This is a genomic window from Streptomyces sp. NPDC014733 (assembly GCF_043083385.1).
GTDB lineage: Bacteria > Actinomycetota > Actinomycetes > Streptomycetales > Streptomycetaceae > Streptomyces.
Map to the genome: position 1 here is coordinate 183,381 of NZ_JBIBYO010000010.1, position 22,785 is coordinate 206,165.

At 72.5% G+C, this 22,785-nt stretch carries 12 protein-coding genes and 1 pseudogene; 2 read left to right on the forward strand and 11 right to left on the reverse strand.

The genetic code is table 11. The features are described from left to right. Positions 1 to 4: 4 nt before the first annotated feature. From ACF1BH_RS22580 to ACF1BH_RS22595, 4 genes and pseudogenes are all read right to left on the reverse strand, one after another. Complete coding sequence (locus ACF1BH_RS22580) at positions 5 to 8,881, reverse strand: amino acid adenylation domain-containing protein (protein ID WP_391644859.1); 8,877 nt, start codon at positions 8,879 to 8,881, stop codon at positions 5 to 7. A 139-nt stretch (positions 8,882 to 9,020) separates the two neighbouring features. Beyond that, entirely contained in the window at positions 9,021 to 9,779 is a 759-nt protein-coding gene (locus ACF1BH_RS22585; protein WP_391644861.1) for a phytanoyl-CoA dioxygenase family protein, read from the reverse strand. Positions 9,780 to 10,137: 358 nt separating this feature from the next. Further along, entirely contained in the window at positions 10,138 to 11,145 is a 1,008-nt protein-coding gene (locus ACF1BH_RS22590) for a helix-turn-helix domain-containing protein (RefSeq protein WP_391644863.1), read from the reverse strand. 515 nt (positions 11,146 to 11,660) lie between these two features. Continuing rightward, positions 11,661 to 12,029: pseudogene (locus ACF1BH_RS22595) on the reverse strand (transposase); the annotation flags it as partial. A 245-nt stretch (positions 12,030 to 12,274) separates the two neighbouring features. On the opposite strand from ACF1BH_RS22595, the gene ACF1BH_RS22600 reads away from it, so the two are divergent. Then, the gene (locus ACF1BH_RS22600; RefSeq protein ID WP_391644865.1) at positions 12,275 to 12,460 is read left to right on the forward strand and encodes a hypothetical protein; all 186 of its coding nucleotides are present in this window, start codon (positions 12,275 to 12,277) and stop codon (positions 12,458 to 12,460) included. A 94-nt stretch (positions 12,461 to 12,554) separates the two neighbouring features. Here the strand turns inward: ACF1BH_RS22600 and ACF1BH_RS22605 are convergent, their stop codons facing one another. The 5 genes from ACF1BH_RS22605 to pqqA all read right to left on the reverse strand — a co-directional run bounded on the left by ACF1BH_RS22605 (position 12,555) and on the right by pqqA (position 16,273). Then, a complete protein-coding gene (locus tag ACF1BH_RS22605) occupies positions 12,555 to 13,580 on the reverse strand; it encodes a chitinase (protein ID WP_391644867.1) in 1,026 nt (341 codons plus the stop codon). Beyond that, the gene (pqqE, locus tag ACF1BH_RS22610; RefSeq protein WP_391644869.1) at positions 13,580 to 14,797 is read right to left on the reverse strand and encodes a pyrroloquinoline quinone biosynthesis protein PqqE; all 1,218 of its coding nucleotides are present in this window, start codon (positions 14,795 to 14,797) and stop codon (positions 13,580 to 13,582) included. The genes ACF1BH_RS22605 and pqqE overlap by 1 nt, the downstream gene beginning before the upstream one ends. Further along, a complete protein-coding gene (pqqD, locus tag ACF1BH_RS22615) occupies positions 14,794 to 15,051 on the reverse strand; it encodes a pyrroloquinoline quinone biosynthesis peptide chaperone PqqD (protein ID WP_391644871.1) in 258 nt (85 codons plus the stop codon). Before pqqD ends, pqqE begins: the two co-directional genes overlap by 4 nt. Beyond that, positions 15,048 to 15,806, reverse strand: a complete 759-nt coding sequence (gene pqqC / locus ACF1BH_RS22620; protein ID WP_391644873.1) for a pyrroloquinoline-quinone synthase PqqC — start codon at positions 15,804 to 15,806, stop codon at positions 15,048 to 15,050. The genes pqqD and pqqC overlap by 4 nt, the downstream gene beginning before the upstream one ends. 284 nt (positions 15,807 to 16,090) lie before the next feature. Next, on the reverse strand, positions 16,091 to 16,273 hold the full coding sequence (gene pqqA, locus ACF1BH_RS22625; protein WP_391644875.1) for a pyrroloquinoline quinone precursor peptide PqqA: 183 nt from the start codon (positions 16,271 to 16,273) through the stop codon (positions 16,091 to 16,093). A gap of 1,054 nt (positions 16,274 to 17,327) precedes the next feature. Here pqqA and ACF1BH_RS22630 point away from each other — a divergent pair. Further along, entirely contained in the window at positions 17,328 to 18,461 is a 1,134-nt protein-coding gene (locus ACF1BH_RS22630) for a PQQ-dependent sugar dehydrogenase (protein ID WP_391644877.1), read from the forward strand. Between the two features lie 87 nt (positions 18,462 to 18,548). Here ACF1BH_RS22630 and ACF1BH_RS22635 read toward each other — a convergent pair whose 3' ends face one another. Both ACF1BH_RS22635 and ACF1BH_RS22640 read right to left on the reverse strand, forming a co-directional pair. After that, on the reverse strand, positions 18,549 to 20,876 hold the full coding sequence (locus tag ACF1BH_RS22635) for an MFS transporter (RefSeq protein WP_391644879.1): 2,328 nt from the start codon (positions 20,874 to 20,876) through the stop codon (positions 18,549 to 18,551). 806 nt (positions 20,877 to 21,682) lie between these two features. Further along, entirely contained in the window at positions 21,683 to 22,711 is a 1,029-nt protein-coding gene (locus ACF1BH_RS22640; protein WP_391644881.1) for a phosphotransferase, read from the reverse strand. Between the last annotated feature and the right edge of the window lie 74 nt (positions 22,712 to 22,785).

The following is a 22,785-nucleotide window of genomic DNA, read 5'->3' on the forward strand; positions in this document are numbered from 1 at the left end:
TGAATCAATGTGCTGCAGGTCGATCACCTTCACGGCAGCCCTCTTCCGTCGTCGTTTTCCACAAACCTGTCTCGGTGAAGAACCGCACATAGCCGTCCAGCACGTCCGCCCCCATCGGGGGGCATTCGATTCCCGAACCGGCCAGGCCGCGCGCCACGTTGGCGCGGTCGTAGCGGACCCCGGAGGCTGCGTCCTTGCGGTGCGCGAGCAGGACCGCCGCGGACGGCAGGACGCTGCCCTCGGCCGCCGTACGCGCCCGGTCGGCCGCCCGCTCGGTCCACTCCTGGGCCGGCAGACGCTCCAGCGGATGGCCCGCCGCCCGGATGCGCTCCAAGATCGCGGCCACCGGAGTCGGTTCCGGGGCGCTCAAGCTGTAGGCGGAGCCGTCCGGTTCGGCGTGGCGCGCCAGGTGCACCATCGCCCGGGCGACGTAATCGACCGGGACCAGGTCCTCCTCCCCGAGCGGCCCCGCGCCGTCCGGAGCCGCCCCCAGCTCGACGCAGGCCCGCAGCAGAATCCACAACGCGTCGTCCGCCGAGCCCGCCCCGCTGCGCGTGTCCCCGCTGATGCGGCCCGGCCGGTGGATCGCCGCCGGCACACCGCGCCGCCACGCCTCGCGTACCAGTTCCTCTCCCACCCACTTGGTCCGGACGTACCCGTTGGGCAGCACGCTCTCCGCCGGCACCCGCCGGTCCTCCCGCAGGACCTCCGGGTTGCCCCGGGAAGCGAGCAGGACGCTGTTGGTCGAGACGAAGTGCACCGGGACCGCCCGGCCCGCCGCCAGCCGCAGCACCTCCTGGGTACCGAGCACATTGGCGTCCCGCAGCCGCGCGTACGGGTCGACGAGGTCGACGCGGGCACCGTTGTGGAAGATCAGATCGACCCGTGCGGCAAGGTCGGCGAAGGAGCCGTCCGCCAGGCCGAGCCGAGGGAGCCGCAGATCGCCGGGGACCGCGACGATCCGCTCCCGGAGGGGCTCGTGTCCGATCCGGTAGCGACGCAGGTTCCGTTCGACGCGGAAGAGGGCCTCGGCCGCGTCCGCCGCCCGCACCGGGCACACCAACTGGGCCCGCGGGAAGGCCCGTACGATCTCCGCGGCGAGGAACGCCCCCAGGAAACCGGTCGCCCCCGTGAGCAGGATGCACTCGGGCTCCGTGGCCGGCCGGCCACGGGACGGCACGGAAGCCCGGATCGCGGGGTCCAGCCGCGCCTCCGCGACGAGGTCCACCCCGCGGTCGACGCCCCGGCCCGCGACGGCGTCGACCAGCGCGGCGACCGACCGGGCCGTGAACACCTCCCGTACCGACAACTCGACGCCCAGTGCGGCGCGGAGCCGCTCGGTGAGTCTGACGGCCAGCAGCGAATGCCCGCCCAACGCGAAGAAGTCGTCGTCGATGCCGACCGCGGGCAGCCCCAGTACGTCGGCGAACACGGCACACACGGTCTTGTCCCGCTCGTCGCGCGGTCCGCGCGCGGCAGCGGCGTCCGGAACCGCGGGGGCGGGGAGCCGGGCCCGGCCGATCTTGCCGTTCGCGGTGAGCGGCAGCTCCGGCAGGACCACGATCGTGGCGGGCACCATGTACGAGGGCAGCCGTTCGGCCGTGAACGCCCGTGCCTCGCCAGGGTCGATTCCGGCCGGACCGGCCGGGGCGACATAGCCGACCAGACGTCTGTCGCCGGGGCGGTCCTCGCGCAGCACCACCGCGGCCTGGGCGATCCGGGGATGGGCCAGCAGCGTGGCCTCGATCTCACCGGGCTCGATACGAAATCCGCGGATCTTGATCTGGCTGTCGGTGCGTCCGAGGAACTCCAGTGTCCCGTCCGGCCGTTGGCGCACCAGGTCGCCGGTGCGGTACATCCGTGTGCCCGCGGGCCCGAAGGGGTTGGGGACGAACCGCTCCTCGGTCAGGTCCGGCCGCCCCAGGTAGCCGCGGGCCAGACCCGCCCCGGCGAGGTGCAGTTCGCCGGGAACACCGGGCGGCACGAGCGCACCCGCACCGTCGAGAACGTGGACCTGGGTGTTGTCCATCGGCCGGCCGATCGGCACCGCGCCGCGGACCGGCCCGGTGACGTGGTGGTACGTGGCGAAGGTCGTGTTCTCCGTCGGGCCGTAGCCGTTGGTCAGCCGCGTGCCGGGACAGGCGGCCAGGAAGCGGTCGAAGGCGGCGGGGGAGACCGCTTCACCGCCGGTCCACACCTCCCGCAGCCCGGCCAGCGCGCCGGGTCGCTGCTCGACGATCAGGTTGAACAGCGCGGTGGTGAACCACGCCGCCGTGGCGCCGTGTTCGGTGATGGTCCGCTCCAGCAGGTTCGGATCCGGATCGCCGGGTGGGACCACGACCACCTGACCGCCGGACAGCAGCGGCACCCACAACTCGTAGGTGGAGGCGTCGAACGCCGCCGGGGAGTGCAGCAGCACCCTGGAGTGGTCGCCCTCCCGCCAGCACCGGTCAAAGGCCAGACTCACCACATTGCGGTGAGTGACCTCGACCCCCTTCGGCGTCCCGGCGGAGCCGGAGGTGTACATCACATAGGCCGGCTGGTCGGCGGAGAGGGCCAGGGGCGGGGCGCCGCGGTCCTCCGCTCCGGCGGACGCGGCCTCCACACCGATGACCCGCAGCCCTTCACCGCGGGGGTGCGGCGGCGCCGACCGGTCCACCAGCAGGACCGACGCCCGCGTCTGGCTGAGGACCAGACGCATCCGGGAGACCGGGGACCTGGCGTCCAGCGGAACGTACACGCCGCCCGTCTTGACCACGGCCAGGATCGCCACCACGAGGTCCACCGACCGCTCCAGCAGCAGGGCCACCGCTCCCCCCGGAGTGACCCCCAGCTCCCGCAGGCGCCACGCCAGCCGGTCGGCCGCCGCGTCCAGTTCGGCGTAGGTGAGCCGCTCATCGCCGCAGCTGACGGCGGTGCGGTCCGGGACACGTGCGGCCTGCGCCCCGAACAGCTGCGGCAGGGTGCCCCGCGGGATCTCCCGGCCGGTGTCGTTGACCCCGGTCAGCAGATGACGGCGTTCGGCCGGGGTGAGCAGGTCGATGCCCCCGACGGGTCGGTCGGGGTCGGCCGTCACCGCCCGCAGCAGGTGCTCCAGACGCCGCAGCAGGGCCTCGACGGACCACGGGTCGAAGAGGTCGGTGCGGTACTCGGCCGTGCCGTCGACGCCCGCCGGCAGCCCGTCCGGGCCGTGCCGCTCGGTCAGCGACAGGGACAGGTCCAGCCGGGCGGTGCCGGTGGCCACGGGCAGCACCTCGCTGCCCACTCCGGGCAGCTCCGGCACGGACAGCGGGGGCTGCCAGGCGAGCAGAACCTGGAAGAGCGGATGGTGGGCGAGCGAACGGGCGGGGCGGAGGGCCTCGACGAGGTACTCGAAGGGGACGTCCTGGTGGGCGTAGGCGTCCAGGCTCCGTTCCTTCACCCGGGAGAGCACGTCGCGGAAGGTGGGGTTCCCCGAGGTGTCCACCCGCAGGACCAACGTGTTGACGAAGAATCCGACCAGGTCCTCGGTGGCCTGGTCGGTGCGGCCCGCGACGGTGACACCGACGGGGATGTCGTCACCGGCGCCGAGACGGGAGAGCAGAGTCGCCAGCGCCGCGTGCACCACCATGAACGGGCTGGCCCCGCAGGCGTGGGCCAGCCGCACCAGCCTCTGGTGCAGCGCGGTGTCCCAGGCGAAGGACAGGTTCCCGCCCTTGTGGGACGCCTGGGGCGGGTACGGGCGGTCGACGGGCAGGGCGATGTGCTCCGGCAGCCCCTCCAGCTCCCGGCTCCAGTACGCGAGCTGGCCGGACAGCAGGCTGTCCGGGGCATCCCGCTCACCGAGCAGCCCCTGCTGCCACAGGGTGTAGTCGGCGTACTGCACCGGCAGCGGCGTCCACCGGGGAGCCTGGCCCGTGCGGCGCGCGGTGTAGGCGGTGGCCAGGTCCTTCCCCAGCAGCGCCAGTGACCAGCCGTCCGCGGCGATGTGGTGCACCACCAGCATCAGCACATGGTCCTGCGGCCCCAGCGTGAACAACCGGGCATGCAGGGGGATCTCCCGCGCCAGATCGAACGCGTACCGGGCGGCGTCCGCCGTCGCCTGCCGGAGCCCGTCCGCGGACAGGGCGGTCACGGTCAGGTCCGGGCGGGCGTCCTCCGGCGCCAGGATGTGCTGGCGCGGTACTCCTGCGGCGTCGGGGAAGAGGGTCCGCAGGGACTCGTGGCGGGCGACCAGGTCGTCCAGGGCGTTCCGCAGAGCGGCGGTGTCCAGTTCGCCGTTCAGGCGCAGCGCCACGGGAATGTTGTAGGTGGCGGACGGGCCCTCGGCGCGGTGCAGGAACCACAGGCGGCGCTGGGCGAAGGACAGCGGCAGCACCGCGGGGCGACCGGCCGGACGCAGCGGGGGGCGGCCCGCCGCGACCCGCCGCACCCGGTGGGCCAGAGCGGCGGGAGTGGGGGCCTCGAACACGGCGCGGACCTGTACCTCGACGCCGAACGCGGCCCGCACCCGGGAAACCAGCCGGGTCGCCAGCAGCGAGTGACCGCCCAGGTCGAAGAAGTCGTCGTCGGCGCCCACCTCGGGCACCCCGAGGGTCTGGGAGAACAGCCCGCACAGCGTCTCCTCGACCGCGTCACGCGGGGCGCGGTACGCCGAACTCCGCTCGGCAGGGCCGGTGCCCGGTGCCGGCAACGCCTTGCGGTCGATCTTGCCGCTGGGCGTCAGCGGCAACGCGTCGAGAAGGATGTACGTGGACGGAACCATGTAGCCGGGCAGGGTCCGGCCGAGTGCCTCGCGCAGCATGGCCGCCAGCCGCCGCTCACGACGGCGCTGCGCCCCGTTCACATAGGTCTGCCAGGGCCGGGGCTCGGCATCGGGCCGCGGCGGGGCTGTGCGCGGGGCCGCGGCCGCGGGCGTGGTGTCGCCGTCGTGGCGGCGCAGGATCACGTCGAAGGAGCCGTCGGGACCGTGCCGCGACCAGTCGAAGTCGATCCGGTAGCCGCTCTCCCTCGCCAGCAGCCACAGCTCCTCCGGGTCCGCGGCGTCCGCGACCGGGGTGTCACCGAGCTCTCGCCGCAGCTCCCGCACCGGTGGTGGCCCGCTCTCCCGCAGCCGCCGCAGCAGTGCGGTCAGCGGCCGCAGCCGCTTGTTCGGCACATCACGCAGGGCCAGCACGTCGGGGCCGCTCCCGGCCAGCAGGGCGCGGAGCGACCCGACCGTCAGCTTCTCCGCACGCCACTCCCGCCAGGTGTACGCGCTCCGGTCCCTGGCCTGGCCGCCCCCGACGGTCAGCAGGACGTCATAGCGGAAGCGGGTCATCTCGTTGACGAAGCCGCCGCGTTTGGGCAGGACCACGACGTCGCTGATCTCCGTAGACCGCGTGGCGAGCGCGGTGAACAGCGCGGGGTCGACGACCAGTTCGCGTTCGTCGTCGACGCCGCGGCGGATGCGCTCGCGCAACCGGTCGGCGGACAGTTCCTCCTCGGCGCGCAGGATCTGCACCGAGGCGTGGAAGGCTTCGAGCAACGGCAGGCTGCGCACGTCGCCCACCAGCAGCGTGCCGCCGGGCGCGACCCGCCGCACGGCGCTCTCCAGCACGCGCAGCAGATAGCGCTCGTCCGGGAAGTACTGCACCACCGAGTTGAGGACCACGACGTCGAACAGCCCGTCCGGCAGCTGCTCGAGCCGGTCGGCGGCGCATTCGAAGAGCTCGACCCGTCCGGGGAGCTCGCCGGGGCCGGCCGTCCGCCGGCGCAGCCCGTCCAGGGCGACCGGCGAGATGTCGGTGCCCCAGTACCGCTCGCAGTGCGGGGTGACGCGGTGCAGCAGCATCCCCGTTCCGCAACCGATGTCGAGCACGGACCGCGGCCGGGGGCCGAGGACCAGCTCCGCGGTCCGGTCGGCCCATGCACGCATCTCCTGCGCGGGGAGGGACGCTCCGGTGTAACTGCTCTTCCAGCCGCGGGTGTCGAGGGCCGGGTCGACGTCCCCGGCGGCCTGCGCGTACGCGGCGTCCCAGACGTCGCGCCACTCGTCGGGCCCCTCCGACGGGGTTTGGCCGCTCTCGTGGACGCTGTCCTGCCCGGCCACCACATAGGCCACCAGCCGCTGGTCGCCCGGAGCGTGCTCGCGCACCGTCACCACGGTGTCCTTGACACCGGGCTGCCTCGTGAGGGCTGCCTCGATCTCACCGAGCTCGATCCGGTGGCCGCGCAGCTTCACCTGGTGGTCCAGCCGGCCGAGGAACTCCAGCCGGCCATCGGCCCGGCGACGCACCAGGTCTCCCGTCCGGTACAGCCGGTCGCCGAGAACGGATCCGAACGGGTGGGCGATGAAGCGTTCCGCGGTGAGCGCACGGTTGCCCAGATAACCGCGGGCCAGACCGGCACCGCCGATGCACAGCTCACCGGGTACACCGAGGGGAGCCAGGCGGCCTTCGGCGTCAAGCACGTGCAGCTCGGTATTGGCGACGGGCTCGCCGAGCGTGACCGGGCCGTGAGGGGCATCGTCGGCGGTGTCGGTCTCGGTGACCTCGTTGACCGAGGACCAGACGGTGGTCTCGGTGGGGCCGTACATGTTCCACAGGTGCACGCCCACGCTCAGCAGCTGCCGCGCCAGCTCCGCAGGCAGCGCCTCTCCCCCGGCCAGGGCGCAAAAGCCCCTCGCACCCGCCCAGCCGGCGTCGAGCACCATGCGCCAGGTGGAGGGCGTCGCCTGCATGACCGTGGCGCCGGACTCCGCCAGGGCAAGGGCCAGCCGCCGGCCGTCGGCGGCGGTCTCCCGGTCGGCGAGAACGACGCGCGCCCCGGCCATCAGGGGCAGCAGCAGTTCGAGGACCGCGATGTCGAACGCCGGCGTGGTCACGGCGAGCAGGGTGTCGTCGGCACCGATGCCGGGCCGCTCCTCCATGGACAGCAGGAAGTTTCCCAGGGCACCGTGCGAGATCTGCACGCCCTTCGGACGCCCGGTCGAGCCCGACGTGTAGATGACGTAGGCCAGATCTTCCTCTGCCACGGGCTCGCCGAGGGCGTCGGCCGGCTCGCCGTCCAACTCCCCGCCGATCTCGTCCAGGCAGAGCACCTGCGCGTCGGGCACCGGCAGACCGTCCAGGACCGGGCGCCGGGTCAGCAGCACCGACAGGCCGGAGTCCGCCAGCATGTGCGTGACACGCTCCCGCGGCAGGCCCGGATCCAGCGGAAGGTAAGCACCGCCGGCCTTCAGCACGGCCAGCAGCGCCACCACCATCTCCGTGGTGCGCTCCAGAAAGATGCCCACCAGCACCTCCCGGCCGACCCCGAGACGCTTGAGGCGCCGCGCCAACTGGTTCGCCCGCTCGTCGAGTTGGCGGTAGCTGAGGGCACCGTCCGCACAGCGCAGGGCCTCGGCCTCCGGAGACCGTGCGGCCTGCCGTTCAAAGCGCCGGTGGGCGAGGACGGGCCCGCGCCACCGCCGGGGTGCGGGATTCCACTCCGCCAGCAGCCGGCGCTCCTCCTGCGGCGTGAGCAGCGGCACCGAGGCGATGGGCCGGTCCGGGTCGGCGACCAACCTCTCCACCAGGGTCCGCAGATGCCGCGACATCTGTTCCACGGTGGCCCTGTCGAACAGGTCACTGTTGTACTCCAGCGAGCCGCGCAGCCCGTCGGGCCCCTCGAAGACCTCCAGTGACAGATCGAAGCGGGAGGTGGTGCTCTCCACGGCGAAGGGCTCCATGTGCAGCCCCACCCCGTCGAAGCCGGGCAGCGCGATGTTCTGGTAGAGAAAGGAGACCTGGAAGACCGGCGACCGTGACAGGTCCCGTTGCGGTCGCAGCTCCTCCACCAGCCGCTCGAACGGCACGTCCTGATGGGCGAACGCACTCAGGGACGTCTCCCGCACCCGTGCCAGCAGCTCCCGGAACGCCGGGGCGCCGGACAGGTCGGTCCGCAGGGCCAGCGTGTTCGTGAACATGCCGATCAGCCGCTGGGTCTCGGGCCGGCCCCGGTTGGCGACCGGAACGCCGACGACGATGTCCTCCGCGCGGCTGTACCGGTGCAGCAGCACCTGGAAGGCGGCGAGCATCGTCACGAACGGGGTCGCGCCCTCCTGCTTGCTCAACGCCCGCAGTCCGTCCGTCACCGAGGCGGGCAGCTCGAAGGGGCACGACGCCCCCCGCATACCCTGCACGGCAGGGCGCACCCGGTCCGTGGGCAGTTCCAGGGCGGGCGGGGCGCCGTCCAGCGCCTGCTTCCAGTACTCCAGGCCCGCCGCCAGGGCGTCCCCGTCGAGCTGCCGGCGCTGCCACACGGCGTAGTCCGCGTACTGGACGGGCAGTTCGGGCAGCTCCGGCTCCACACCGGCGCAGTACGCCCCGTACAGGGTCACGAGTTCTTCGAAGGCGACGGAAGCCGACCACAGATCTCCGACGAGATGATGCAGTGTCATCAGGAGGAGGTGTTCGTCCGGGCTCAGCCGGAGGAGCTTCACCCGCCACAACGGTCCGTCGGCCAGGTCGAACGGGCGGCTGAACTCGGCACGGGCGAGCTCCCTCAACTCGGCTTCGCCCTGCGGACCGTGCAGCCGTCCGCATTCGAGGACATCGAACTCCACCCCGCCGGATTCCGCGACGATCTGCACCGGCTCTCCGCCGGATTCCGTGAAAGTGGTGCGCAAGGACTCATGGCGGCGCACCACCTCGTTGCAGGCACGTCGCCAGTTCTCCACGTTCAGTGGCCCCTTGACGCGCAAGGCGCCCGGGATGTTGTAGGCAACGTTCCCTGGTGCCAACCGTTCGAGGAACCACAGGCTCTGCTGTGGGAACGACATGGGGAACTTCCGCAGATTCTTCTTCCGGTTTCGTAGTCGCTCGGCCAGCAGCGCGCGCTTCTGGGCCGCCGAAAGATTTCCCAGGTCGATATTTGTCACGGGCGCAGCATCTTTCTGTGACACGAGGCACGGTGGCCACGTGGCGGGCCAGTGCGGTGATGAGAATGCGGAGGTACGGCGAGGACGGCCATCAGACGAATGGTTGACGCACGCGACCGCCGCCGACGGCGTCGCGCAGTCAGGCGCCGAGGAGGTAGAGGGCCTCGGGGCCGAGCCGAGCCCGTGTCCGGGGGAGCAGCATCTCGGCCTGGGTGACCTTCCGCTTTTCCGCGTTGGCCGGAGTCGTGTAGAAAGCGAACAGCGAACGCCGGGGCCGGCCGCTGCGGTTCACTGTGCCGCCGTGCCACAGATGCACGTTGAAGACGAGCAGCGATCCGGCCGGTGCCACGATCAGCTGCTCCTGAGGATGAGATTCGGCTGGGTCGCGCATCACATCGGCCGGTGCCTTTCCCCACCGGTGCGAACCGGGGACCACGCGCGTGGCGCCGTTGTCGTCCGTGAAGTCGTCCAGAAGGAAAATTGAATTGAGCCCCTGCCAGTTCCCCGGTTCGGGAACCTCCTCCCGCCAGTCCGCGTGCAGGACCTGGTGCCCGTGACCGGGCCTGGGATCGCGACCGCTCAGGATTCCCAGGGTGATGTCCCCCGGCAGGACATGGCTCACCGCTGCCAGCAACAAGGGATGGGTGTAGAGCACGTCGAACATCTCACCGGAGTTGACCAGGTCGGGAACGATGACCGAGCCCGGCTCGTGTTCACCGCACCGCTCGGGATCCTCCTTCGCCAATTCCACGAAGCGCTCCCGGAACGCCTGTACCTGCTGCGGATCGAAGAATTTAGGGAGAACGAAAAAACCGTCCTCATCGAGACGGTGCACCAGCGCCCGGTCCAGAACGTCATCGGTGACCTTGAAGTGCTCCAGCACCTGGGTCTTGTTCACCGGCAATTCCCTTCAGTCAGCGACTCCCCCGCTTCCTTCACACGGATACGCAGGAACGAGGACGACGGATCAGTGCTCGTGAATCCAAGAACGCAATGCGCAGACCCGGTACCGGGTCTGTCAGAGGATCACGCGTACACACCCTGCCAACCCGCCGCCGACACGTCTTTGACCGCCGGCGCACACTCCTTTGACGATCAGTGCACACGGCCCGCCCGGGTGCCGGTCACCGCGAGACCGGCCCGGGCACGCTCCACGGCCCCGCACACGACCGATCCGCGCAGCCGGCGGGCCGCCGGCCGGGTCCGGTCAGGCGGGATGACGGTGCGGCACCTGCGCGGGCCGGCGGTGTGCCGGGCTACGGGGACGGGCGGCGCCGACGGTACTCACCCGGGGGCAGCCCGTACCGCGCCTTGAACGCCCGGCTGAAGACGGCCGGGGCCGTGAAGCCCCAGCGCGCTCCGATCTCACCGGCGCTCAGCTCGTCAAGCAGGGGGTCGGCCAGATCGGCCCGGCAGCGTTGCAGGCGCTGCTCGCGGATGAACGCGCCGACGGACTCGTGATCCCGCTGGAACAGCAGGTGCAGGGAACGCACCGAGATGTGGTGGGCCTCAGCGATCACCGTGGGCGACAGCTGAGGCTCACCGAGGCGCTGCTGGATGAAGGACCTGACCTCGCTGAGCAGCACCGTCTGCCGCGTCGCGGCGGACGACAGGCCCTCGGTGCCGGCCAGGCCCGCCAGAAAGGCCGAGGCGAGGTCGACGACCGCCGCACCCAGCCTGCCCACCTGCGACCCGGGGAGCGTCGCCGCCTGCTCGACGAGCCCGTGCAGGACCCCGCCCAGCACCGCCCCCACACCGGTGTGCGAAGGCAACCCCCGCGCCACCAAGCCGCGCAGCGCCCGCTCCGATACCGGGACCACGCTCCGCGGCAGCCCCGCGATCACCATCCGCACCGGGCCGTTCGCGCCGAGCGCCATGGCCTCGAACGGTCGCGAACTGTCCCACAGCCCCAGGTCACCGGGGCCCAGCGACGCCGTGTCGCGCGCCTGCTGGACCTCCACCGACCCACTCACGACCAGCCCCAGCTCCAGCATCTGCGGATCGGAGCGCTGGATCATTCCCCGTGTGCGCACGAACCGTGCCCAGGGGAACTCCGGCGCGGTCACCCGCACCTGTCCCAGGTCCATCATCATGATCGAAGCGCGGTGGTCGACAGGGCATGGACCGGTGCCGCGGGCCGGCCCCCGGACACGGGACGTCAGCTCACGCCACCGCCGCAGCCGTTCCAGCTGCTCCGCGACCGGTACGTTCGAGGGAAGGAGTTCGACCGCGGTCTCGTCCCATGGCCCACGGGCGCGGGACATCAATGGATCCCGCTCCCTCGGCCGACGAGCACCGGCAGGCCGACGACCAGTCGTGCACCGGGCGGCGCCACGAGCAGGCCCGGCCACGCATCCCGTGACACCGGACCGGCCGCGACAGGCCGCGGAGATCCAGCGCCTCTTCTCCGCCTTCTGCCCTGGACAGGGAAACGCACATGACCGACCACAATTCCCCCGAACCTCACTGATCAAGTCCGGGCGAGGTTTTCAAAGTCGCCGGTGTTCGGTCCAGAAGGAATCAGGCCGTATCCCGCCCGCTCATGGCAACGGCGGTCCGCCTGCCGGCGGGCGGACGTCCGCCGGCCGTCTTCGGCGTGGAATCCGGCCGGCAGCGCGTCATACCGCCAGGCACACGCAACTCGCCCGCTGCGCACACCGCTGCGCGACACGTATGCGGCTGAGCAGGAGTCCGCTGCTGTCGAGGCGGATGATCAGTGAGTACGCCAGCTGTAGAACGTGATGTTCATGTCTGGCATACGGCTTGTCGGCGGTCATGGCCCGCCGGATAGTTTCTGCCAGGCCCGCTTCGGGAGCTTCCCTGCCAGCGTGTCGGCGCGGAACTTTCCTGTTCCGGTGGGCACTTCGGCAGAACAGGCCACCGCGAGGACGTAGCCAGGACTGCGCTTTTCCAGGGCCGCCCTCAGCTTCGGATTCGAGCCGTAGACGTCGTCGCCGGTCACTCAGCCAATGTGATGCCCTGCGTCCAGGAACCGTTCGATCACCGTGCAGGCCGGCTCCGGCTTGGTCGTGAACACCGTGTCCTCGCTCAGCCCGGCCGCCCGGCATCGATCCGGGTCCGAGTTCCACGAGCGCGGGAGGTACGACTCCCGCTCCACCGCCGCGTGCCCTCGCTCGCCCGCACAGACGGGCGCCGGGGTGCTCGCTCCGCACACGGCGGAGTCCGCCGGATGAGGCCCCCGGCCCCGCGACGGTCGCTGAGCGTGTGGGAAGGGACACATGCAGCCAGCGAACCTTTGGCGAACGTTCCGCCGTTTGCGCTGGTCAGCAGGGAGTTGGCGGAGGGCCGGGGGTGATGGATACGGCGGCGGGGGCCGGGAAGGGCCGTGCACGAGGTGAGGAGATGTCAGCGACTGCCCCTAGCATGTCTGCCATGTTCCCTACTCCTTCCGACCGTTCGGGCGCGCCAGCCCCTGCCTCCGAGGCCAACGAAGCGATCCGCCGTTTCGTCTGCGCCCGGCCCAGCTGGACGTGGACGGCGCAGGACATGACGGAGTACGCGACGCTGCTGGAGAACTGGACACAGGCGGTGCGCGCGGAGGTCGTCGAGGCCGCGTGAGGCCCCTCACCTGACGCCGCGTCATCCCCGCGCCGGACCACGGAGGTACGGCGGCCCCGGTGCTCCGGGGCCGCCGCTCCGTCATTCCCCGTGCTCAGCCCTCGTACTGCGCCACGATCTTGGTGTACGCGTAGGGCTCCTGGTCGACGCCGCTGCAGCTGTCGCCGTCGCTGCCGGAGCCGCAGGAGCGGTCGCGGTTGACGGCCCAGTAGGCGAAGCGGGCCAGGTGGTGGGCGCGGGCGTAGTCGAGGATCTTCCGGAAGTCGTCGAGGGTGACGTTCTCGTCCTCCTCGTCGGTGTGGCCGTTCATGGAGGAGACACCGATCTTCCGGTAGGCGTCGTCCTCGCTGTAGCCGTACGCCTCCTTGACGTCGGCGGCGAGACCGTCGAGGGCGCTGACGGTGGCCTCGCCCATCGTGCCGGTGTGGCTGCCGAAGTCGAACGGCATGACCACCCAGCCGTCGTTGTCCAGCCCCGCCTCGGCGCCCCGGCGGATGAGGTCCTTGCCCTCGTCGGTCGGGCCCTCGGGCGTGGTGCCCATGGTGACGTAGGTGACGAGACCCGGGTTGGCGTCCTTGACCTTCTTCAGGGCGTCGACGACGCGCTGCCGGACGGTGGCGTTGCTCATCTCGGTGTCCTCGATGTCGATGTCGAGGGCCTTGAGGTGGTACGCGTCGATGACCTTCTGGTAGGCGCCGGCCAGGGCGTCGGCGCTGGTGCACTTCTCGCCGAGCTTGTTGCCGCTCCAGCCGCCCGCGGAGATGACGACATCACCGCCGCCGGCCCGGATCGCGTCGATCGCCTTGGCGTCGCTGCCGCCGGTCAGCGGCCGTTCGCCGTCCCAGGCGGGGTTGCAGCCGCCGTCGGAGAGGATGAAGGCGAGGGTGAACCACTTGATGCCGGTCGCCTTCATCACGTCGGCGGGCGGCTGCGGGTCGCCCCAGCCGAGGTACTCGTAAGGCGCGGCGGCCATCGGCGGGGCGGCCTTCGGGGTGTGTGCGGGCGGCGCGGAGGCGGCGGAGGGGCCGGCGGCGCCTGCCGTGGCGGCGGTGGCCAGGAGTGTCGCGGCCACGGCGCCGACCAGGGCGCGACGGCGGGTGGGGGAGGTGGCGCGATCCATCAGGAGTTCTCCACTTCGCGGGACGGGGACGGTCGGCCGGGTCGGCGGGGGCGGCCCAGCGCGCTGGAGGGTGGCGCGGGTGCGTCCACCAGGTCACGGATGACGGCGTGGTGCGGGGAGTGGCGGCACGCCGGGTCGGTGGCGGCGGCGTCCCCGGTGAGGGCGTACGCCTGGCAGCGGCAGCCGCCGAAGTCCTGCTCGAGCAGCGCGCAGCTGCGGCAGGGCTCGCGCATCCAGTCGGTGCCGCGGTAGCGGGCGAAGGCCGGGGAGCGCTCCCAGATCCAGCGCAGCGGCCGGTCGCGGACGCCGGGCGGGTCGAGCCCGGGGAGGGCGGCGGCCGCCGGGCAGGGCAGGACCGTGCCGTCGGGGGTGACGGTGAGGGAGACGGCACCCCAGCCGCCCATGCAGGGTTTGGCGGTGCCGTCGAAGTGGTCGGGGACGACCCAGATCACCTCGACCCGGCCGTCGAGCTCCCGCCGCCGGCGCCGTACGGTCTCCTCGGCACCGGCCAGCTGTGCGCGGGTGGGCAGCAGTTCGGCCTTGTTGAGGAGGGCCCAGCCGTAGAACTGCGTGTTGGCCAGCTCGATGCGTCCGGCGCCCCAGGCGGGGGCGAGGTCGATCAGCGCGTCGAGGGCGGCGAGGTTGTGGCGGTGCAGGACGACGTTGAGGCCGAGCGGCAGTCCGGCGTCGGTGACGAGGGCGGCAGCCCGCTCCTTCTCGACATGGGCGCGGCGGCGCCCGGCGATCCGGTCGCCCGCCGCCGCGTCGGCGTGCTGGACGGAGAGCTGGACGCTGCGCAGCCCCGCGCCGGTGAGCTCGGCCAGCCGCTCGCGGGTCAGCCCGACGCCACTGGTGATGAGCTGGGTGTGGATGCCCGCGCCGTCGGCCGCGGCGATGATCTCGGTGAGGTCGGCGCGGAGCAGCGGTTCACCGCCGGAGAGATGGGCGCTGACGACGCCGAGACCGGCGGCCTGCCGGAAGGTGTCCTGCCACTCCGCGAGCGTCAGCTCGGCGCTGCGGCCGGCGAGTTCGAGCGGGTTGGAGCAGTAGGTGCAGTGCAGCGGACAGGCGTGGGTCAGCTCGGCGAGCAGCGCCCAGGGCGGCGGGGGCACGGGGGCCGCCGTCCGCGGACCGGCGCCGGGAGCGGACCTGTCACCGGAGGCGGGCAGCGCGGCGCCGGGCGCGGACCCGTCGTCGTGAGCGCGGTGGGTGGTCATCGCAGCCAGCCCTCCTTCCGTACGCGGTCGAGGAAGGCGGGGACCTCGTCGGCGATCGGTGCCCCGGGGTGGCGGGCGGTCAGCTCCCGCACGATCTGCGGGACGTCGCGGGTGCCGTCGCAGAGCCGCAGCACCTCGCCCGCCGAACCCTCCAGCACCACGACGCGTTCGGGCAGGAGCAGCAGGTCGACGCCGCGGACCTGGTCGGCGCGGAGGAGGACGCCGGGGGCGGGGCCCGGGCGCCAGGTGGTCATGTCCGCGCTCCGGGCAGGTCGGTGGCGGGCGGACGGCCACCGCGTTCGACCGCGTCCAGGAGCGACCAGAGGACCTCGCACTTGAAGGTGAGGGCGGCGACGGCGCGGTCCTGGTCCGCCTCGGTCCGGGCGCCGTCGAGGACGAGGGCGAGAGCTTCCTTGCTGTCCCTGCTGCCCTGGTCCTGCCGGTCGTGGAAGTAGGTCAGGCCGTCCCGCTCGATCCACGGGTAGTGGCGCTCGAAGGCACCGATGCGGGTGCGCATGATGTCCGGGGCGGACAGTTCGGTGAGGGAGGCGGCGACCGCCTCCAGCGGGGAGCGCAGCCGGCAGAAGTTCACATAGCCCTCGACGGCGAGGCGGACACCGGGCAGCACCCCGGACTCGTCCAGCAGGACGGCGCGGTCGATCCCGGCGGCCTCGCCGAGCCGCAGCCAGCGCTCGATGCCGCCCTCGCCCGCGCGGTCGCCGTCGTGGTCGCGGATCCGCCGCAGCCACATACGGCGCAGCTCGGGCGTGCCGAGTTTGGCGGTGATCAGGGCGTCCTTGACGGGGATGTGGCGCTGGTAGTGGAACCGGTTACGGATCCAGCGGCGCAGCTCGTCCGGCGTCAACTCGCCCTCGTGCATCCGGACGTTGAAGGGATGACGGTCGTGGTAGTGCTCGCGTGCGACGGTGCGCAGGCGCTCCTCGAAGGAGGCCCGGGCCGCCGGAGGGACGCAGTGGTCGGGGTGCGGGTCTCCCTGCAGGCCGTTCATGGCGCGATCTCCATCCCTTCCGCGGCACCGCGCTCCCCTGCGGCGGACGCCCGGATGGGCGCCGCACGGAGAGGTTCGCGGGCGGCGGTACGCGGGGTTGGTGGGGGGTGAGAGGTGTGGGGGGGGGAGAGGTGTGGGGGTGGCGTTCCGGAGGGGCGCGTGCCCGCCGTTCCTGGTGGGCACGCGCCGCGGTACCGGTGGACGCGGCCGTCGGCCCGGTTACCGGCGCGTCTGCCGGCGGTGCGCGGCGTTCGGGCGGGTCGGCGGCTGGTGCGGTCGGTGGGTCAGCGGTCGGCGAGGCGGTACGCGGTGACTTCGAGCGCCGTGTCGATCACGGTGTAGCCGGGGGTGGCCCAGGTGGTCGCGGGCCGGGTGGCGACGCCGTGCGGACGGGGCGCGGGGGCCGGGGCCCCGGCGGTCGGGGCATCCGTGGTGTGCGGGGTGTGTACGGTCTGCAGGCTGGTCATGGGGGTTCCGCCCTTCGCTGATGACAGGTGGTGGGAACGGAGAGTTTCGGACACGGCCGTCGTGTCCCCGGGGCGCCGACCGCACCGGCCACGGCGCCGATGTACCGATAGACCGACAACTCCCTTTTTCAGCACGGGAATTGAAGCGGGACGGCATGCGGCACGGCACCGTCCCGGCCGACCGGGCATGCCCGGTGCACCCGCCGTGCCGTGACGCTCCGTACCGCATCGCAGAATCACCGCCCACGAGCGCCGGAGTCAATGGGGCGGGCCCGCATTGGTCCGGTCCATTTCCCCGCAGGGTCCTGCTCCCGCCCTTCCTCTTACGGGCAACGCACCTGGTCGGACGGCATGTTCGGCGACACTTCCGGAACTGAGCCGATTCCTGCGTGGTGGCGACATCGATGGGTGCGGGTTTCCGGATGGTGAACGGGTGAGGGCTTCCCCCGGGATGGCGGCAGAATGCCGCAACCCGGCGGGTTTCGGGGCGCTTTGTGGCTTTCGGGGTTGCGGTGCCACGTCGGGGTCACGGGCGAAGGCAGAGGGCGACCAGGAGGGCGCCGGGCGGGCGCGAGGGGCGCCGGTGCGCAGAGGGCGCGCCGGGCGAGCCGGCCCCGGCACCGGACTCCGCCGTGGCGCCGGACCGGATCCCGCCTCCCCCACCCGGTCCCACCCCGGCGTTTCCGCAGGCAGATACCGGTCTCGTACGGAGCTGCACCAGAGCCGGAGGGTTCGGCGCAGGCCCTTCACACGGCGCGGCGGGCAGCGCGCCCGGCGGGGTGGCAGCCGGTACCACGCCCGCCCCTGCGCCTCTCGCGCCCCCGTCGGCTCTCTTGACGGTGTGCGGGGCCCGCAGTAGGTTCCCGGCCAGTCAACAAACAGGAAACTTTCCTATCAGCTTTTGGTGGTCCGCCCGTCGGCCCCGTGCCCGGAGGAGTGAGGGCGTTCCGCGCCCGATCGCCGGTGGACGAGGACCGGTATGCCGCCACGCACCGCCCCGCGCCACCGCTCCCCCGGCTCTGTCCTGCCGCACCTTCCTGACCGGAGGCCCCCCATGCGCAAGCGCAGCCCCTTCGACACCCACCGCCTCTCGCTCCCCAGCCTCGGCGCGTCCGCCGTGGCCGCCGGGCTGCTGCTCGCCGCCGGTACGGCCGGACCGGCCACGGCGGGCCCCGCGCACCCGGCGAGCGCCAAGGGCCCGGCCGCCGTGGCCGATTCCGCGCCCGGCAAGCCGGTGACCGTTTCGGAGGGGTGGTCCATCCCCTGGGGGCTGAGCTGGCTCCCCGACGGGTCCGCGCTGCTGACCGAACGGGACACCTTCAAGGTCTTCACCCTCACCCAGGACGGCAAGAAGAAGCAGGTCGGCAAGGTCCCCGAGGTGGTGACCACCGGCGGTGAGGGCGGCCTGCTGAGCATCGCGGTGTCGCCGCAGTGGAAGAGCGACCACCATGTCTTCGTGATGCACACCGCCAAGGAGGGCAACCGCATCGCCCGCCTCACCTACCAGGACGGCAAGCTCAGCGACTACACCGTGCTGGTCAAGGGGATCAAGAAGAACACGTACCACAACGGCGGGCGCATCAAGTTCGGCCCCGACGGACTGCTCTACGCCACCACGGGCGAGGCCCAGACCCCCGATCTGGCACAGGACAAGAAGTCCCTCAACGGCAAGATCCTGCGGATGACGCCCGACGGCAAACCGGCGCCGGGCAATCCGTTCGGCAGCCTCGTCTACTCCCTGGGCCACCGCAATCCGCAGGGTCTGACCTGGGACGCCCAAGGGCGCCTGTGGGAGGCGGAGTTCGGCAACGCCAAGTATGACGAGCTGAACCTCATCGAGCCGGGCAAGAACTACGGCTGGCCGGTCTGCGAGGGCACCTGCTCGGACAGCGGGATGACCAACCCGAAGCGCCAGTGGCCGGTGAAGGACGCCTCCCCCAGCGCCGTCGCCTACGCGGACGGCGCGATCTACATGGCGGCGCTGCGCGGCCAGCGGCTCTGGCGCATCCCCGTCGACGGCACCACCGCCGGTACCCCCAAGGCCTACTACACCAAGGACTACGGCCGGCTGCGCACCGTCGAGACCGTCCCCGGCAAGAAGGCGCTGTGGCTGACGACGACCAACGCCGACAACAACGGTGACGGCGGCGCCGGTTCGGACAAGGTGTTCCGGATCGATCTGAAGTGAACACGGTGGGGCCCCGCTCCCGGGGCCGGGACGTGAGTGCCCGGCCCCGGGAGTGCGGCGCTCCCCCGCGGGCAAGCGCGGCCCGGCTCAGCCGGTCTCGTCGGACGGCGGCTGGACGAGGTCCACGTCGAGTGTCCGGCGGCTGCCCGCGGTGAGGGATATCGGGGTGGCCCGCGGCGGGTAGCCGGACGCGGTGAGCGTCAGGTGGCTGCCGGTCAGGCCGTCGAAGGCGAAGGTGCCGTCCGGGCCGGTGACGGTGTGGCCGGCCACCGTGCCGTCCGTCAGCACGGTCACGGCGGCGTCGGCGAGCGGCGCACCGCCGGGGCCCCGGACCGTGCCCCGCACCGAGGCCACCTGCACCAGCCGTATCTCCTCGCAGCCGGTGGCCCCGGAGGCGTCCGCCAGATCGACGGTGCGGGCCTCGGGCCGGTGGCCGGGGGCGCTGAAGGCCACCGTGCAGACGGTGCAGGGCAGTTCGCGGATCTCCCAGCGGCCGTCGGCGCCGGTGGTCGCCCGGCCCACCACCGCGCCCTCGGCATCGGTGACGACGACACCGGCCCCGGCGAGCGCGGCGCCCCGCTCCCCGCCGGACAGTGTGCCGGCCAGCCGCGCGGCGCCGGTCAGCGTCAGCAGGACGTCCACGGGGCCGTCGCCGCAGGTGAGGGCGAGGGCGTGCGGGGTGTGGCCGGGGGCGGCGCCGGTGAGGACGTAGCTGCCCGCGCCCGGGTCCGGGAGGACGAAGCGTCCCCCGGCGTCGGTGGTGGTGACACCGGCCTGGCGGCCCCGCCGGTCGATGAGGGTGACGCTCGCCCCCGCCACGGGCGCACCGGCCGCGGTCCGCAGGCCGCCCCGCACGCCGGTCCGGCCGACCGTGTCGGCCCGGACTTCGGCGGGCCCGGCAGCGCCCGCACCGCTGGTCTCCGCCTCCCCGTTGGTGTTCCCGGCGACGAGGGTGGGGCGGGCGGTACGGCGCTGGGAGGGCAGGAACGCGGCGAAGACGACACCGAGGAGCACCGCGCCGGTGGCGATGGCGAAGGAGGTCCGGAATCCGGCCATCGTCGGGTAGGTGACCGGCCCCCTGGTGGTGGACATATGGGCCAGGACCATGCCGATGACGGCGCTGGACACGGAGGTCCCGATCGACCGCATCAGGGTGTTCAGGCCGTTGGCCGCGCCGGTCTCGGACGGATCGACGGCGCCGGTGATCAGGGCGGGCAGCGAGGAGTACGCCAGGCCGATGCCGGCACCCACGACCACCGCGATGATGACGGTCTGCCAGGGGGCGTTCATCAGGCCGATGCCGGCGCCGTAGCCGACGCCGATGATCAGCATGCCCAGGAGCAGGGTGGTCTTCGGGCCGCGGCGGGCGGCCAGACGGGCGTAGACCGGGGCGGTCAGCATCATCGTCAGGCCGAGCGGCGCCACGCACAGCCCGGCGATCACCATCGGCTGGCCGAGGCCGTAGCCGGTCGCCTTCGGCAGTTGGAGCACCTGGGGCAGCACCAGGGAGATGGCGTAGAACGCGACGCCGACGGTGATGGACGCCAGGTTGGTGAGGAGGACTTCGCGGCGGGCGCTGGTGCGCAGGTCGACGAGCGGGTCGGCGAGGCGGAGTTCCATCACGCCCCAGAGCACCAGGAGGAGCACGGCGAGGCCGAACAGTCCGAGGGTGGTGGGTGAACCCCAGCCCCAGTCGCTGCCCTTGGTGATCGGCAGGAGCAGTGCGATCAGCCCGGCGGAGAGACCGAGGGCGCCGAGCAGGTCGAAGCGTCCGGGCGCCCGGACGGTGGTCTCCGGGACGACGAGCAGGGTCAGCACCATCGACAGGACGCCGAGCCCGGCGGCGAGGAAGAACAGGGCGTGCCAGTCGGCGTGCTGGGCGACGAGGGCGGCGACGGGCAGGGCGAGGCCGCCGCCGACGCCGATGGACGAACTCATCAGCGCCATCGCCGAACCGAGGCGTTCCCTGGGGAGTTCGTCGCGCATGATGCCGATGCCGAGCGGTATCGCGCCCATGGCGAAGCCCTGGAGCGCCCGGCCGACGATCATGACGATGAGGTTGTCGGTGAAGCCGCAGATCAGCGAGCCGACGACCATGACGGTGAGGCTGGCGAGGAGCATCTTCCGCTTGCCGGAGAGGTCGCCGAGGCGCCCCATGATGGGCGTGGCGACGGCGCCGGAGAGCAGGGTGGCGGTCATGACCCAGGTGGCGTTGCTCGGTGCCGTGCCCAGCAGCGCCGGCAGGTCCTTGATGACCGGCACGAGCAGCGTCTGCATCACGGCGACGACGATGCCGCAGAAGGCGAGGACGGGGACGATGCCGCCGGATCTCCGTTCCTTACCGGGGTCGGAGACCGGGAGCGCGGCGGTGGGCGGCGCGCTCCGGGGTGGCTGTTCCGTCGTCGTCTGGGTCATGCCTACGGCCTCCGGGCGGAGAGTGGGGCGGACAGGGGTACGGATGCGGTCCGGCCGGCATCGCTGCGGGCGGACGGTGCGGTGCGGTCTCGGTGCGGCGGTGGCGCCGCGGGGCAGCGGTCGTCCGGTACGCGGCCGTGCCCGGTGGGCGATGCGCTGCCGGCACGACCTCCGGCGCGCGCCGGGGCCCCGGGCCGGGCGGCCCGGTCATGGCTGTGCGCACCGGGATCACGGTGGCGGACGGTGGCCGCGCGGAGCGGTCAAGAGGTGGATGGAGAAAGGGAGTTGATGCGGCGGTGCTTTCGGTGGGGCGAGGTCAGGGTGGCGGGGTGCCGCGCGACGGGCCAGGTACGTGCATACCGAACGTTGTATGCCGTGGCCGTATTCCGGCGAGATCTCGTCCATCCCGCGAGATGCCGGTGATCTGGGTCACTCCCCTGCCCGCCGTCAGGTGTCTCTCCGTCATCGACGCCCCCCCGGTGCCGTTTTCCCCGCTGATCCGGCCGGACGGCCGGCGGTGAGACCGGACGCGGACCCGGCTCACCGGCAGCCGGACCCCATCCGGGCCGCGGCGCCCGCGGTCCGTCCGGCCACGGATACCAGTCAACAGCACACCACTGACAACGGGCTGACGCGCGGGCGAAGCCGAGGCGTTCAGGGTGCGACGGAAAGGACGGATTCCCCGTCCGGCCGCGGCGGGACGTCCCGGTCGGCGCCCTCGTGAAGGCCGGATCGGCCGCGGTCCGGTCACGGCGGTGAACCGGTCCCGGGGGCGGCCCGGCCGTGCCGCGTGCGGCCCGGTGCTCTTACGGCCTCTGCCTGGGCAGTGGTTGAAGCGCGGGCCACCGGGTGAGCATGGCCGCCCGGACACCCGCGGCGAGTTGTCCCAGGCCGTTGAGGTCACCGCCGTCAGCGGTCATCCGGTTGACGGTTCCGAGACGGTGGACGAGTCGCTGCCGGGCCGTCGCCGTACCCCATGTCCAGTCCCGCTCCGGGATCGCGGCCAAGTGGTCGACGGTGCCGCGTTCGGCCCGCTGGACCAACGCGTCGCCCCGCAGCAGCCAGGCGGCGCAGGCATCGGTGAGATCGGAGGGGGCATCGGTGCCCGTGGCGTCGCGCCAGGTCGCGCGGTAGGCGGACTCCGCCGCGTGCAGCAGGGAAGGAGGCGGGGCCGTGGCGCACCAGCAGGTCGGGAAACCGATGCGGAGGTAGGCGAGTTCCACGATTCCGTCACCCCGCGCGGCCTGCTCGAAGTCGATGAATCGGACCCCGCCGTCCGTGTGCAGGTCGTTGCCGGGACACGGGTCACCGTGCAGCAGGGCGTGGCCCTCCGCGCCGGACAGGCGGTCCATCAGGGCGTCCAGCTCGGCCCGGACGCCGGCCGGGAGAGGGACGCCGAGCGCCCCGGCGAGGCCGAGGAAGGAGTCGATGTCGCCGTCGGTCGGTCCGGACCAGGCAGGGAGCGCGCCGGTGTCGTCCGCGCCGGTGGCCGCATGGAGGCGGGCCAGTGCCGTGGCGTGGTCCACCACCCAGTCCTCGCGGGGCGGTTGACCGTCCACGTACTCAAGGACCAGGACACGTGTGTCCGGGTCGGTGCCGAGGAGCGCCGGCACCACGGGCGGGTCGACCCGGGAGGCGAGCTTCAGCGCCGCCACCTCACGGGCGTACCTCTCGGCCGCCTCCGGAGCGTCGACGAGTTGCTTGACCACCACGGGTGTGCCGGACAGCTCGGCGCGCCACACCCGGGACCGCGGGCTGCTCTCCAGCCGGCGGGCCCGCCGGGGCGGGCCCAGCTCGGACCGCAGCTCATCCCCGAAGGGCAGTGGTGAACGCATGGGCCCATGCTCACACGCACGCGGACGCGCCTACCGCGATCCCGCCCGGGTTCGCCGGACCGGTCCGCCGCCTC